At 67.4% G+C, this 13,718-nt stretch carries 10 protein-coding genes; 8 read left to right on the top strand and 2 right to left on the bottom strand.

Annotated features, from left to right (window positions below; all coding sequences use genetic code 11):
• Positions 1-90: 90 nt before the first annotated feature.
• Together J3A72_RS20335 and grxC are read right to left on the bottom strand one after the other, a co-directional pair.
• Positions 91-483: a carboxymuconolactone decarboxylase family protein gene (locus tag J3A72_RS20335; protein WP_209572141.1), complete on the bottom strand. Its 393-nt coding sequence runs from the start codon at positions 481-483 to the stop codon at positions 91-93.
• A complete protein-coding gene (grxC, locus tag J3A72_RS20340; protein WP_004154541.1) occupies positions 480-770 on the bottom strand; it encodes a glutaredoxin 3 in 291 nt (96 codons plus the stop codon). Before grxC ends, J3A72_RS20335 begins: the two co-directional genes overlap by 4 nt.
• Before the next feature lie 88 nt (positions 771-858).
• Here grxC and J3A72_RS20345 point away from each other — a divergent pair, with 88 nt between their 5' ends.
• From J3A72_RS20345 to J3A72_RS20380, 8 genes are all read left to right on the top strand, one after another.
• A complete protein-coding gene (locus tag J3A72_RS20345; RefSeq protein WP_209572142.1) occupies positions 859-2,565 on the top strand; it encodes a M48 family metalloprotease in 1,707 nt (568 codons plus the stop codon).
• A gap of 116 nt (positions 2,566-2,681) precedes the next feature.
• On the top strand, positions 2,682-3,371 hold the full coding sequence (phoB, locus tag J3A72_RS20350) for a phosphate regulon transcriptional regulator PhoB (RefSeq protein ID WP_005408258.1): 690 nt from the start codon (positions 2,682-2,684) through the stop codon (positions 3,369-3,371).
• A gap of 106 nt (positions 3,372-3,477) precedes the next feature.
• Complete coding sequence (gene phoR / locus J3A72_RS20355) at positions 3,478-4,809, top strand: phosphate regulon sensor histidine kinase PhoR (protein ID WP_075076708.1); 1,332 nt, start codon at positions 3,478-3,480, stop codon at positions 4,807-4,809.
• Between the two features lie 4 nt (positions 4,810-4,813).
• Positions 4,814-6,901 carry a polyphosphate kinase 1 gene (ppk1, locus tag J3A72_RS20360; RefSeq protein WP_046429123.1) on the top strand — a complete coding sequence of 696 codons (2,088 nt, stop codon included), beginning with the start codon at positions 4,814-4,816 and terminating at the stop codon, positions 6,899-6,901.
• 175 nt (positions 6,902-7,076) lie between these two features.
• Entirely contained in the window at positions 7,077-8,603 is a 1,527-nt protein-coding gene (gene ppx, locus J3A72_RS20365) for an exopolyphosphatase (RefSeq protein ID WP_032955928.1), read from the top strand.
• Positions 8,604-8,920: 317 nt separating this feature from the next.
• On the top strand, positions 8,921-11,860 hold the full coding sequence (locus J3A72_RS20370) for a TonB-dependent receptor (protein WP_075076709.1): 2,940 nt from the start codon (positions 8,921-8,923) through the stop codon (positions 11,858-11,860).
• A gap of 169 nt (positions 11,861-12,029) precedes the next feature.
• Positions 12,030-13,175, top strand: coding sequence for a glycosyltransferase family 1 protein (locus J3A72_RS20375; protein ID WP_014646086.1), 1,146 nt, complete (start codon positions 12,030-12,032; stop codon positions 13,173-13,175).
• On the top strand, positions 13,156-13,695 hold the full coding sequence (locus J3A72_RS20380; RefSeq protein ID WP_032955935.1) for a phosphatase PAP2 family protein: 540 nt from the start codon (positions 13,156-13,158) through the stop codon (positions 13,693-13,695). Before J3A72_RS20375 ends, J3A72_RS20380 begins: the two co-directional genes overlap by 20 nt.
• Positions 13,696-13,718: the final 23 nt, after the last annotated feature.

Here is a 13,718-nt window from a genome sequence, read left to right on the forward strand (position 1 = left end):
GCCCCTCGCGGGTGCGGTAGTGCCGGCCGCTGGCCGGCAACCCCGGCCATGCCGGATTCAGGGAATACCGGCCAGCGGCCGGCACGCCCCTCAGTGCTCGTGCGCTGCCGGGGCGGCGGCGCCACCTTCAAGCTGGTCGAGGAAGTCGACCGCGCGGCGCAGGTGCGGGATCACGATCGATCCGCCCACCACCAGGCCGACCGAGAAGGTCTCGAAGAACTCCTCGCGGGTCACGCCGGCGTCCTTGCACTGGGCCACGTGATAGCTGATGCAGTCGTCGCAACGCAGCACCATCGAGGCCACCAGGCCCAGCAGCTCCTTGGTCTTCACGTCCAGCGCGCCGGTCTGGTAGGTCTGCGTGTCCAGCGCGAAGAAGCGGCGCACCACCTGGTTCGGCTCACCCAGGATCCGCTCGTTCATGCGCTTGCGGAACTCGGTGAACTCGGCGATGCGGTCCTTGCTGCCGTCGTCGGCCGCGCTCATGCCTGGCCCTGCCCGGCCAGCAGCGGCTCGAGCTTGCCTTCACGGTGCAGGGCCATCATGTCGTCGTAGCCGCCGACATGGACGTCGCCGACGAAGATCTGCGGCACGCTGGTGCGGCGCGTCAGCGCCATCATCTTCTCGCGCTCGGCCGGGTCCAGGTCGATGCGGACCTCGGTCCACTGCTGGCCCTTGCTCTTCAGGAAGTTCTTGGCGGCCACGCAGTACGGGCAGACGGCGGTGGAATAGATGGTGATGGCGGGGGCACCGCCGGCGGTCTGGGCTGTCACGGGAAACTCCACGATGGATCGACGGTCTACATATGGTACCGGTGCGCTGGAATTTCCACGCCACGGCCGCAACACTGTGGATTAACGAATGCTTGCCCCCCGCCCTGCCACGCTTGGCGCGCCCCGCCCGAGGAACCCCTGCTTGCGAGCCCTGCTGCTGACTACCGCCGTCACCCTGGCCCTGGCCCTGGCCATGCCGCTGGCCCAGGCTCAGGAGAAGCTGCCCGACATCGGCTCCTCGGCCGGCGAGCTGCTGACCCCGGCCCGCCAGGCCGAGTACGGCGCGATGATGCTGCGCGAGCTGCGCAACTACGGCTACCTGCTGGAAGATCCGCTGGTCAACGACTGGCTGCAGACCATGGGCACCCGGCTCGGCTCCAACAGTGACCAGCCGCGGCAGCCGTACACCTTCTTCGTGATGAACGACCGCCAGATCAACGCGTTCGCCACGCTGGGCGGCTACATCGGGGTCAATGCCGGCCTGGTGCTGACCGCCGAGCGCGAGGACGAGGTCGCTGCGGTGCTGTCCCACGAAATCGCCCACGTCACCCAGCAGCATGTGCTGCGCGGCGTCGAGCGCGCCCAGCGTGACCAGATCCCGATCCTGCTGGGCATGCTGGCAGCGGTGGTGGCCGCCCAGGCCAGCAACAGCACGTCGTCCGGCAACGCGACGATGGCCGCGATCAGCTCGGGCATGGGCCTGATGCAGCAACGGCAGATCAACTACACCCGCTCCAACGAGTCCGAGGCCGACCGCCTCGGCATCCGCACCCTGTCGCGCAGCGGCTACGACGTGGATGCCATGGCCGGCTTCTTCGAACGGATGTCGGCGGCCATGCGTGGCAACGAAGGGGGCTACAGCGTGCCCGAGTTCCTGCGCACCCACCCGGTCAACATCACCCGCATCAGCGAAGCCAAGGCCCGCGCCGAGCAGATGAAGAAGGATACAGTGCTGCTGACCACCAGCACCCCCACCGGCGAGCGCAAGGAGCGGGTGGACCCGGCCGATCCCAGCCTGGGCGAGCCGCTGCTGCGCGGCAACAACCCGCTGCTGCCCAGCAGTGTGCTGCGCCTCCCGATCGGCCAGCTCAACCGTGGCGCCAGCGGCGACTTCGACTGGGCACGTGAGCGCCTGCGCGTGCTCAGCGCGGATTCCACCCCCGAGCTGGAACGCGAGTATGCCGACCTGGCCAAGCGGCAGAAGGACGGTCTCAACGATGCGCAGCGCTATGGCCAGGCGCTGGCGGTCATGCGCGGTGGCCGTGCCGGCGCCGGCCAGGCCCGGCAGACCCTGGCCGGCCTGCTCCAGACCCATCCCGGCAACCTGTGGCTGGCGCTGGGCCTGGGCGAAGCGGAATCGCGGGCAGGCCAGGCGGCCCAGGCCAACAGCCGCTTCGAGCAGCTGCTGCGCGAACACCCCAACAGCCGCCCGGTGGCACTGACCTATGCCGAGATCCTGAACGAACAGGGCAACCGCGAGGCCGGCCAGCGCGCGCAGGCGATGCTGCGCCCCCTGTTGTCGCAAAGCGGTAACGATCCGGTCTTCCAGCAGCGGTTTGCCCGCGCCAGCGAGCTGGCCGGCGACAGCGTGCGTGCCAGCGAGGCCTATGCCGAGGCCGCCTTCCTCAGCGGTCGGCCGGAACAGGCGCTGCTGCAGCTGCAGGCGCTCAAGCGCAACCCGGCGCTGGATTACATTGGCCGCGCGCGGGTCGATGCCCGCATCGAAGCGATCACCCCGACCGTGCTGGAGCTGCGCCGCCAGGGCGTGCAGGACCCGGACCTGGACCGGCGCTGAGCGCTGCATGACCGGCCGATGGCAATCCAGGCCGGTTCCGGCCGGGTAGTCACAAACATGTCATCAAACCGTAGTCTACTGGCACCACTCCAGTAACCGAGCCCTACGGTGTCCTCGTGCAGAAACGCATCCTGATCGTCGATGACGAGCCCGCGATCCGTGAAATGGTCGCCTTCGCCCTTCGCAAGGGCGATTACGAACCGGTCCACGCCGGCGATGCCCGGGAGGCCCAGACCGCGATCGCCGACCGCGTTCCGGACCTGATCCTGCTGGACTGGATGCTGCCCGGCACCAGCGGCCTGGACCTGGCCCGTCGCTGGCGCAAGGAAACGCTGACCCGCGAAGTGCCGATCATCATGCTGACCGCCCGCGGCGAAGAGAACGACCGCGTCGGTGGCCTGGAAGCCGGCGTCGACGACTACGTGGTCAAGCCGTTCTCGGCGCGCGAACTGCTGGCGCGCATCCGTGCGGTGATGCGCCGTGCCCGCGAGGACGACGAGGACGGCAGCGTGGCAGTCGGCCCGATCCGCATCGACGGCGCCGCCCATCGCGTGTTCGCCAACGACCAGCCGGTGCCGATCGGCCCGACCGAATACCGCCTGCTGCACTTCTTCATGACCCATCCGGAGCGCGTCTACACCCGCGCGCAGCTGCTGGACCATGTATGGGGTGGCAGCGTGTACGTGGAGGAGCGCACCATCGACGTGCATATCCGCCGCCTGCGCAAGACGCTGGAACCGTTCAACGCCGAGAACATGGTGCAGACCGTGCGCGGCGCCGGCTACCGGTTCTCCACTGCCACCTGAGTCTCGTCGTGCCGGCACCGCGCACCTGCGGGTGCCGGTGCCGGCAACTCTGCTATAACCCTTGGTTCACTCCAGTGAACCGCCGCACCTCAACGACGAGACCGCAATGCCCCGCCACATCCGCTCTGCCTGGTTGAAGACCCTGGCCACCGTTGCCGCGGTACTGCTGTTCGCCGGACTGGTGGGGTGGTTCACGGGCCATCTGTGGTTGTGCATCGCGCTGGGCGCACTGGCCACCCTGGCCTGGCATTACTGGCGCCTGCGCAGCGTGCTGCGCCGCCTGACCGCACGCCAGCGCTGGGATACCGCCGAAGAAGGCACCGGCGTCTGGAACGAACTGGACCGCCTGCTGTATCGCAACCAGGTGGAAATGCGCGTGCGCAAGCGCCGCCTGCTGGACATGCTGCGCAGCTACCGCGCCGCCGCCGCCGCATTGCCCGACGCGGTGGTGGTGCTGGACCGCAACAGCCAGCGCGTGCAGTGGTTCAACGAAGCGGCCACCGCCCTGCTCGGCCTGCACCATCCCGGCGACCTTGGCGAGGCCCTGGTCGAACGCTTGCAACCGATGCCGCTGGCCCACTGGCTGGCCGGTGGCCGCAATGCCGAACCGATCCTGGACGTGCCCTCGCCGGTCGATCCGGCGATCCGCCTGAACCTGCGCCTGATTCCCTATTCGTCGGATTACTGGCTGCTGATCGCCCGCGACGTCAGCAAGCTGCTGCGCCTGGAACAGGTGCGCCGCGACTTCGTGGCCAATGTTTCACACGAGCTGCGCACGCCGCTCACCGTGGTCCACGGCTACCTGGACATGATGGATCCGGAGGACTTCCCCGGCACCGGCCCGATGCTGGAAGAAATGCGCAAGCAGAGCCAGCGCATGGCCCAGCTGGTGGAAGACCTGCTGACCCTGTCGCGGCTGGAATCGCAGGAGCACAGCGAGGAAGAGACCGTGGCCATGCAGCCGATGCTGGCGACCCTGCGCCGCGAGGCCGAGGCGCACAGCCAGGGCCGCCACCAGATCAGCATCGATGATCTGGCCGGTGTCGACCTGCAGGGTTCGACCAAGGAACTGCACAGTGCCTTCTCCAACCTGGTCACCAACGCGGTGCGCTATACCCCGGCCGGGGGCCGCATTTCGGTGGAGTTCCGCCGCGAAGGCGACGGCGCCGTGCTGGCGGTGCGCGATTCCGGCTACGGCATTCCCGCCACCCACCTGCCGCGCCTGACCGAACGTTTCTACCGTGTGTCCAGCAGCCGCTCGCGCGAGAGCGGCGGCACCGGGCTGGGCCTGTCCATCGTCAAGCACATCCTCGGCCTGCACCACGCACGGCTGGAGATTGAAAGCGAAGTCGGCAAGGGCTCGGTGTTCTCCTGCCATTTCGATGCCGACCACGTGCGCCCGCGCGAGTCCGCCCCCCTGACCTCCATCGAAGAATGACGCCATGAGCAGCCTCGGATCCCTCCCCCTCCCCGTGAGCCCGGACAACGATCCGTTGCGCGACCCGTCGCTGTACATCAACCGCGAGCTGTCGCAGCTGGATTTCAACTTCCGCGTGCTGGCGCAGGCCATGGACCCGCAGGTGCCGCTGCTGGAGCGCCTGCGCTTCATGTGCATCTCCTGCACCAACCTCGACGAGTTCTTCGAGATCCGTGCCGCCGCCGTGCGCCACGCGCAGGAATTCGGCCTGCCGCCGGCGCCGGACGGCATGAGCCCGCAGGCCATCCTCAACGCCATCCATGACCGCGCTGCGGAGCTGGTGGACCAGCAGTACCGCTGCTGGAACGAGACGCTGCGCCCGGCGCTGATGGAGGCCGGCATCGGCGTGCTCGGTCGCCATTCCTGGACCGACCGCCAGAGGCGCTGGCTGCGCGCCTACTTCCGCAACGAGATCATGCCGGTGCTGTCGCCGCTGGGCCTGGACCCGGTGCACCCGTTCCCGAAGATCCTCAACAAGTCGCTGAACATCGTGGTGGTGCTGAAGGGCACCGATGCGTTCGGCCGCGCCGGCCACCTGGCGATCGTGCGTGCGCCGCGCTCGCTGCCGCGCATCATCCAGCTGCCGGAGAAGCTCGGCGGATCGCAGAACTTCGTGTTCCTGTCCTCGGTGCTGTCGACCTTCGTCGATGAGCTGTTCCCGGGCATGGAAGTCCAGGGTGCCTACCAGTTCCGTGTCACCCGCAACTCCGAGCTGGTGGTGGACGAGGAGGAAGTCGAGAACCTGGCGCTGGCGCTGCGCGACGAACTGGTCGACCGCGGCTACCGGCCGGCGGTGCGCCTGGAGATCGCCCACGACATGCCGCGCGAGATCGTGCGCACGCTGCTGCAGAATTTCGGCCTGACCGAGAACGCGGTGTACCGCATCGACGGCCCGGTCAACCTCAACCGCATCATCCAGCTGTACGACCTGATCGCGCAGCCAGACCTGAAGTACCCGCCGATGACCCCGCGCACGCTGCGCGACAGCGACGGCATCTTCGAGACCACGGCGCGCCAGGACCTGCTGCTGCACCACCCGTTCGATGCCTTCACCGCGGTGCTGGACCTGATCCGGCAGGCGGCGATCGATCCCAACGTGCTGGCGATCAAGCAGACGCTGTACCGCACCGGCAAGGATTCGCTGATCGTCGACGCACTGATCCAGGCCGCGCGCAACGGCAAGGACGTGACTGTAGTGGTCGAACTGCGTGCGCGCTTCGACGAAGAGGCCAACCTGGGCCTGGCCGATCGCCTGCAGGAGGCCGGGGTGCAGGTGGTGTACGGCGTGGTCGGCTACAAGACCCACGCCAAGATGCTGCTGATCGTGCGCCGCGAAGGCCGCAAGCTGCGCCGCTACGTGCACCTGGGCACCGGCAACTACCACAGCGGCACTGCCCGCGCGTACACCGACATCAGCCTGATCACCGCCGATCCGGACATCGGCAATGACGTGCACCTGTTGTTCCAGCAGCTGTCCGGGCTGGCCTCGAAGATGAAGCTCAAGCGCCTGCTGCAGTCGCCCTTCACCCTGCACACCGGCATCCTCGGCCGTATCGAGCGCGAGACGCGCATCGCCGCCGCCGGCCGCCCAGCGCGGATCATCGCCAAGATGAACGCGTTGAACGAACCGCAGGTGGTGCGCGCGCTGTACGCCGCGTCGCAGGCCGGCGTGCAGATCGACCTGATCATCCGTGGCGCCTGCACCCTGCGTCCGGGCGTTCCGGGTGTCTCGGACAACATCCGCGTGCGCTCGATCGTCGGCCGCTTCCTGGAGCACAGCCGCGTCTACTGGTTCGGCAACGACGGCGCGCCGGAGATGTACTGCGCCAGCGCCGACTGGCTGGAACGCAACCTGCTGCGCCGGGTCGAGACCTGCTTCCCGATCCTCGATCCGGAACTGGCCAAGCGGGTGTACCGCGAGGTCCTGCAGAACTACCTGGACGACAACCTCAACGCCTGGGAACTGGACGCCGACGGCCTCTACCACAAGCGTGCGCCGGCGCACGACGAAGCCCCGCATTCTGCGCAGATGGCATTGATGCAGGGGCTGTAGTCCTGCCCCGGTGGATGCCGACCGCTGGTCGGGATTCGATCAGCGGTCGCCCGGGGTCAGATCCCTTTCCTGCGGGAAAGGGATCTGACCCCTTGCAATCCTGCTGCACGCCTCCTTCCAGAATGTGAAGGCCGCGCGGTGACGAGCACACCGCCGCTTCGGCTAACATTCGCCCATGCCGCATACCTCCACGACTCCGCCCGCATTGCAGGATGGCGACCTGCTGGCCGCCATCGACCTTGGCTCCAACAGTTTCCACATGGTCATCGCGCGCTACACGCTCGGCCAGCTGCGGGTGATCGACCGCCTGCGCGAGACGGTGCGCATGGCCGACGGGCTGGATGGCAAAGGCGGACTGTCTTCCGCCGCACGGCAGCGCGCGCTGGAATGCCTGGCCCGTTTCGGCCAGCGCATCCGCAATGTGCCGCCGCATCGGGTGCGCGCGCTGGCCACCAACACGGTGCGCCAGCTGCGTTCTCCCCAGTCGTTCCTGGTCCCGGCCGAAACTGCACTGGGACACGCCATCGAAGTGGTCAGCGGCCGCGAAGAAGCCCGCCTGATCTACCTGGGCGTGGCCCACGCGCAACCCCCCAAGCCCGGCCAGCGCCGGCTGGTGATCGACATCGGTGGCGGCTCCACTGAATTCATCATCGGCATGGGCATGCAGACCCTGGAGCGCGAAAGCCTGCAGGCCGGTTGCATCGCCAGCACCCGGCGCTTCTTCCCCGGCGGCAAGCTCAGCAAGAAGCGCTGGAAGGACGCGCTGGCCGAGATCGGCCGCGAGTTCCAGCCCTTCGCCAGCAAGTACCGCGCGCTGGGCTGGCAGGAGGCGCTGGGTTCTTCGGGCACGCACAAGGCGATCAGCGAGATCTGCGCGACGATGAAGCTGAGCAAGGGCGCGATCACCGCCGAGGCCCTGCCGCAACTGCGCGATGAGCTGCTGAAGGCCAAGAAGATCGACGACATCCAGTTGCCGGGCCTGTCCAGCGACCGCCGCCCGATCATCGCCGGCGGCATCCTGGTGCTGGAAGCGGCGTTCCAGGCACTTGGCCTGCAGAAGCTGCTGGTCAGCAAGGCCGCGATGCGCGAGGGCATCCTCTACGACATCGTCGGCCGTGCCGGCGAGAACGACCTGCGCGATGAATCGGTGGCCGCGCTCAGCCAGCGCTACGGTATCGATACGGTACAGGCCGACCGCGTGCAGGACACCGCTCTGTCACTGCTGGAGCAGGTGCAGGAACGCTGGAAGCTCGATGCCGATGATGCGCGCATGCTCGGCTGGGCCGCACGCCTGCACGAACTGGGCCTGATGATTGCCCACAGCGGCTACCACGTGCATGGCAGCTACGTGCTGGAGCACTCGGACATCGCCGGCTTCTCCCGCCAGGAACAGCAGATGCTGGCCGCGCTGGTGCGCAGCCATCGCCGCAGCGTGACCAAGACCGCCTTCGACGCCCTGCCCGAGCGACTGCTGCTGACCGCGCGCCGGTTGGCGGCCCTGCTGCGGCTGGCGGTGCTGCTCAACCGCGCGCATGAGGACGACCCGCTGCCGGCGCTGGAACTGACCGCCGACGACAACCGGCTGTCGCTGATCGTGCCGCAGGCATTCATCGATGCCCGTCCGCTGCTGCGCGCCGACCTGATCGGCGAGACCGACGGGATCGCCGGGCTGGGCATCCAGTTCCGTCCGTTCGTAGCCTGAATACGCCGTCGCCTGTTGTCCACAGGACAGCAGGAGTGACGCACTTCGCACCCCCACTTTGCGCAGTCTGGCGGTTTTTTGTGCTGCTTCGCAACACAGCGGCGGGGTACGGGGCGTCCCGACCATCACGTAAGCGCCTGCTTTTGTTCACGTTTTGTGAAGGGCGGCGGTCCGCTGTGACATGAATGGATACGAACCCTTTACAGAGCATTAACTAACGAGACTACTATCGGGTCACCGGCTCGGTCATCGACCCTGCTGGCTCCTTCGACGCCCACTTTGGCGTCCTTTGCACGACCTGAGAGAGAGAGCTCGCCATGACTTCACGCACCACCGCACTGGGGCAGGCCATCCGCTACGCCCTGGCTACCACCGCAGCGCTGGCCGCCGTGCCCGCGTTTGCCCAGGACGGCAGCAGCGCCACTCCCACCAACCTCGACCGCATCGAGATCACCGGCTCGCGCATCCGCCAGGTGGACGTGGAAACCGCCCAGCCGGTGTTCGCGATCACCCGTACGGCCATCGAGCAGCAGGGCTTCAGCTCGGTCGCCGACATCCTGCAGAACGTCACTGCGATGGGCAGCCCGGCGATCAGCCGCGCCAACGCGCTGACCGCCGGTGAGAACGCGGGTGGTTCGTATATCGACATGCGCAACCTGGGCACCCAGCGCACGCTGGTGCTGATCAACGGCAAGCGCCTGGGCATCAGCACCTCCGGTTACCAGGACATCTCCACGATTCCGGTCTCGGCGGTGGAGCGCATCGAAGTGCTGAAGGACGGCGCGTCGGCCATCTACGGTTCCGATGCCATGTCCGGCGTGGTGAACATCATCACCCGCTCCAATGTCACCGGTGTGACCGCCAACGTCTACCACGGCCAGTTCAGCCAGGGCGACGGCGCGCGTGACCGCTTCGACGTGGTGGCGGGCTGGAGCAATGACCGCATCTCGCTGACCGTCGCGGCCGAACATGCCGAAGAGAAGGCGGTGTGGGCCAAGGACCGTGGCTTCAGCGCCTACGGCCTGACCGACCGCCATGCCGACAACCTGACCAACTGGACCACCATCAGCCAGTGGGGCCAGTTCACCGGCCTGAAGGGTCGCCCGGGCTGCACCACTGCCAGCGGCTGCAACTACTCGCTCAACCGCGGTGCTGACCCGACCAACCCGGCCAACTACCACATCACCGATCCGTCGGCGTTCACCGGCGACGTCAGCAACGCCAACGAGCAGATGCACCTGAACTTCCCGCTCAAGCGCGATTCGGTGTACTTCGACGGCCGCTTCAAGATCACCGACAACGTCAACTTCCGCACCGAGCTGGGCTACAACAAGCGCAAGGCCGTGCGCCAGATCGCCGGCTACCCGCTGCAGTCCAGCACCGCTGGCGTGGGCTCGATGTCGATCGACAGCTACTTCAACCCGTTCGGCCGCCAGCACGGCTACGCCACCCCGACCGCCGTGGCCTGGAACCGCCGCACCTGGGAAGTGCCGCGCGTGACCACCAGCGAGCTGAAGACCTACCGCGCAGTGGCGTCGTTCGACGGTTCGTTCGAGATCGGCAGCCGCTACTTCGATTGGGAAGCGGGCTACCAGTACAACCGCAACGAGCTGGAAACCATTGCCACCGGCAACCTGCACAAGGCGCGCGTCGCCGGCGGCGTCGGCCCGTCGTTCTACAATGCGGCCACCGGCAAGGTCCAGTGCGGCACCGCTGCCGCGCCGATCTCCTATGACGTGTGCAAGCCGTGGAACCCGCTGGTGCCGTACGGCACGATCGATCCGAACGGCATCGATGGCAACGCCGACCTGCAGGCCTGGCTGTTCCCGCCGGAAGTCACCACCGGCAAGACCACCAGCAAGAACTTCTTCGCCAACATCGCCGGTTCCATCGTGACCCTGCCGGCCGGCGACCTGGGCTTCGCGTTCGGTGTGGAAAGCCGCAAGGAGACCGGTGAGTACCGTCCGGATCCGCTGGCGCAGGCCGGCGCCACCACCAACCTGGCCGCAGGCCCGACCGGTGGCGGCTACAAGGTCAACGAGGCGTACCTGGAAATCAACGTGCCGGTGCTGGCGGACCTGCCGGGTGCCAAGGAACTGACCTTCAACGGCGCCACCCGCTTCTCGGACTACGACACCTTCGGCAACACGCTCAACAGCAAGTTCGGCTTCAAGTGGAAGCCGTTCGACCAGCTGCTGGTCCGTGGTACCTGGGCTGAAGGCTTCCGCGCCCCGACCATCAGCGATCTGTACGGTGGCGGCTCGCAGACCTTCGCCCAGTTCAGCGATCCGTGCGACGTGCAGTTCGGCTCCTCGCGCACCAGCGCCGAGGTGCGTGCCCGCTGCGCCCGTGACATTGCCAACGCCGCGACGTTCCGCCAGTTGCGCCAGGGCAACCAGCCGGTCGCCACCTCGGTCGACGCGACGCCGGTGCCGTTCGTGTCCGGCTCCAACCCGGACCTGACCCCGGAAACCTCGACCAGCAAGACGCTGGGCCTGGTCTGGAGTCCGAGCTTCATCAAGAACTTCAACGCCTCGCTGGACTGGTGGAAGATCCGCATCGACAACACCATCGTTGCCGACAGCCCGACCCAGATCCTGATCGACTGCTACGAGCAGGGCATCGACGCACGTTGCCAGCGCTTCACCCGTGACAAGTCGACCGGCCCGACCGCCGGCATCGTCGATACCCTGCAGTTCGGCAGCCGCAATGCCGGCTTCATGGAAACCGAAGGCTACGACCTGGACCTGAACTACCGCCTGGATACCAGCGTCGGCAAGTTCAACGCCGGCTGGGCCACCACCTATGTCAGCAAGAGCGAGTTCCGCTCGACCAACGACAGCACGGTGGTGCCGACCGTCTCCAACGGCATCGGCAGCAACTTCCGCGTCCGTTCGAACCTGGTGCTGGGTTGGGACCTGGGCAACTTCGGCGTCAGCTGGACCGCGCGTTACTACTCCGGCGTGAAGGAGCAGTGCGTGGACATCCGTGCCTATCCGGACGAGTGCTCCGATCCGGGCGTGTACGCCCCGTGGTACAAGGGTGCCCGCAACTACAACGAGCGTGGTTCGGTCACCTTCCACGACGTGCAGTTCCGCTACTCGCTGCCGTGGGATGCCACCGTCTCGGTCGGTGCCAACAACGTGTTCGAGAAGACCGGCCCGATCATGTACACCAAGCCGAACTCGGCCTTCTCGTACTACGGTGGCTACGATATCGGCCGCTTCGTCTACATGAAGTACCAGCAGCGCTTCTGATCCATCGCGCTGTGACGGAAGCATGACGACCACGGCCCTTCGGGGCCGTGGTTTTTTATTGGCCGCCGCGCCCAGGCGCTGGCCGGCGCCGCCGTCATCTGATGGTCGCAAAGCGGTCATGTCGGCTACATCGCCAGGCCCGAGCATGCCGGAAACCCGGAGGCCCGCCATGCGCTATGCCATCGTCACCGAGACCTATCCACCGGAAGTGAACGGCGTCGCCCTCACCGTGCAGGGGCTGGAACAAGGTCTGCGCGCAGCCGGGCACGAGATCGACCTGGTCCGCCCCCGCCAGTCCAGCGAAGCGCTGGATTCGGCACCCGGCACCTTGCTGGTTCCCGGCGCCGCCCTGCCCCGCTACCCCGGCCTGCGTTTCGGACTGCCGGCACCGATCCGGCTGGGCCGCCATTGGCAGAAACAACGCCCGGATGCGGTCTACATCGCCACCGAAGGTCCGCTCGGCTGGTCGGCACTGCGCACTGCGCGCCGCCTCGGCATTCCGGTCGCCAGCGGCTTCCACACCCGCTTCGACGAGTACCTGCCCGACTACGGCGTGGCGTGGCTGCAGGCCGCAGCCATGCGCTGGATGCGCCGTTTCCACAACCAGGCCGATGCCACCCTGGTGCCGACCCGCGAGCTGCAGCAGTTCCTCGGCGAACAGGGCTTCGAGCGCGTGCGCCTGCTGGCCCGCGCGGTGGACAGCCAGCAGTTCGATCCGGGACGGCGCGATCCCGCGCTGCGCGAGGAATGGGGCGTGGATGGCAACGGCCTGGTGGCGATCTATGTCGGCCGCATTGCTGCTGAAAAGAACCTCGGCCTGGCAGTGAAGGCATTCCGCCGGCTGCAGCAGATCCGGCCCAAGGCACGCTTCGTGTGGGTCGGAGATGGCCCGGCCCGCGAGAAGCTGGCACATGAAAACCCCGACTTCATCTTCTGTGGCATCCAGCGCGGCGATGCGCTGGCCCGGCACTTCGCCAGCGGCGATCTGTTCCTGTTCCCCAGCCGCAGCGAAACGTTCGGCAACGTGACCCTGGAAAGCATGGCCAGCGGTGTGGCCACCGTGGCCTTCGACTACGGCGCCGCGCGCGAGTACCTGCGCAATGGCGAGAACGGCGCAGCCGTGGACAGCGATGATCAGTTCATCGATGCCGCCGTGCGACTGGCCGCCGATGACGCGCAGCGCCGCGAACTGGGCGGCAATGCCGCACGCGCGATGAAGCGCCTGCATCCACAACAGGTGGTGGCCGAGTTCGATGCACTGCTGGCCGAACTGGCACAGTCGCGGAGGAACGGCCATGCGCACTACGCCGCTTGAGCTGCTGGCCGGGCGCGAAGCACGCTGGTGCCGGCGCGCAAACCACTACTGCCGGCGGCGCCGCGTGCGTCGCCTGTTCGCGGTCATCAGCCGGCTCGGCGATGGCGTGTTCTGGTACGTGCTGATGGCCGCGCTGGTGGTGCTGGACGGCTTCGACGGCCTGCGCGCCTCGGTGCACATGGCCGCCACGGGGCTGGCCGCGCTGCTGCTGTACAAGGTCCTCAAGCGCTGGACCCGGCGCCCGCGGCCCTACGCGGCCGACCTGCGCATCCGCGCCTGGGTGGCGCCGCTGGACGAGTTCAGTTTCCCCTCCGGACACACCCTGCATGCGGTGTCGTTCACCATCGTGGCACTGGCCTACTACCCGTGGCTGGCGCCGCTGCTGGTGCCGTTCACCTGTGGCGTTGCCCTGTCGCGGGTGGTCCTGGGCCTGCACTATCCTTCCGATGTGCTGGCAGCCACCGCCATCGCCATCGTGCTGGCTTCGGCCAGCCTGACCTGGCTGCCGCTGCCGGTGTGACGACCGGAGCCAGGCAAGGCCCG

Origin of the sequence: Stenotrophomonas sp. PvP093, from assembly GCF_017876915.1 — a bacterium.
Lineage (GTDB): Bacteria > Pseudomonadota > Gammaproteobacteria > Xanthomonadales > Xanthomonadaceae > Stenotrophomonas > Stenotrophomonas muris.

Coding starts and splice junctions, on each gene's coding strand:
- ppk1 (WP_046429123.1), top strand. CDS start 4,814: ATGAGCAGCCTCGGATCCCTCCCCCTCCCCGTGAGCCCGGACAACGAT.
- J3A72_RS20375 (WP_014646086.1), top strand. CDS start 12,030: ATGCGCTATGCCATCGTCACCGAGACCTATCCACCGGAAGTGAACGGC.
- J3A72_RS20335 (WP_209572141.1), bottom strand. CDS start 483: ATGAGCGCGGCCGACGACGGCAGCAAGGACCGCATCGCCGAGTTCACC.
- J3A72_RS20370 (WP_075076709.1), top strand. CDS start 8,921: ATGACTTCACGCACCACCGCACTGGGGCAGGCCATCCGCTACGCCCTG.
- phoR (WP_075076708.1), top strand. CDS start 3,478: ATGCCCCGCCACATCCGCTCTGCCTGGTTGAAGACCCTGGCCACCGTT.
- J3A72_RS20345 (WP_209572142.1), top strand. CDS start 859: ATGCTTGCCCCCCGCCCTGCCACGCTTGGCGCGCCCCGCCCGAGGAAC.
- ppx (WP_032955928.1), top strand. CDS start 7,077: ATGCCGCATACCTCCACGACTCCGCCCGCATTGCAGGATGGCGACCTG.
- J3A72_RS20380 (WP_032955935.1), top strand. CDS start 13,156: ATGCGCACTACGCCGCTTGAGCTGCTGGCCGGGCGCGAAGCACGCTGG.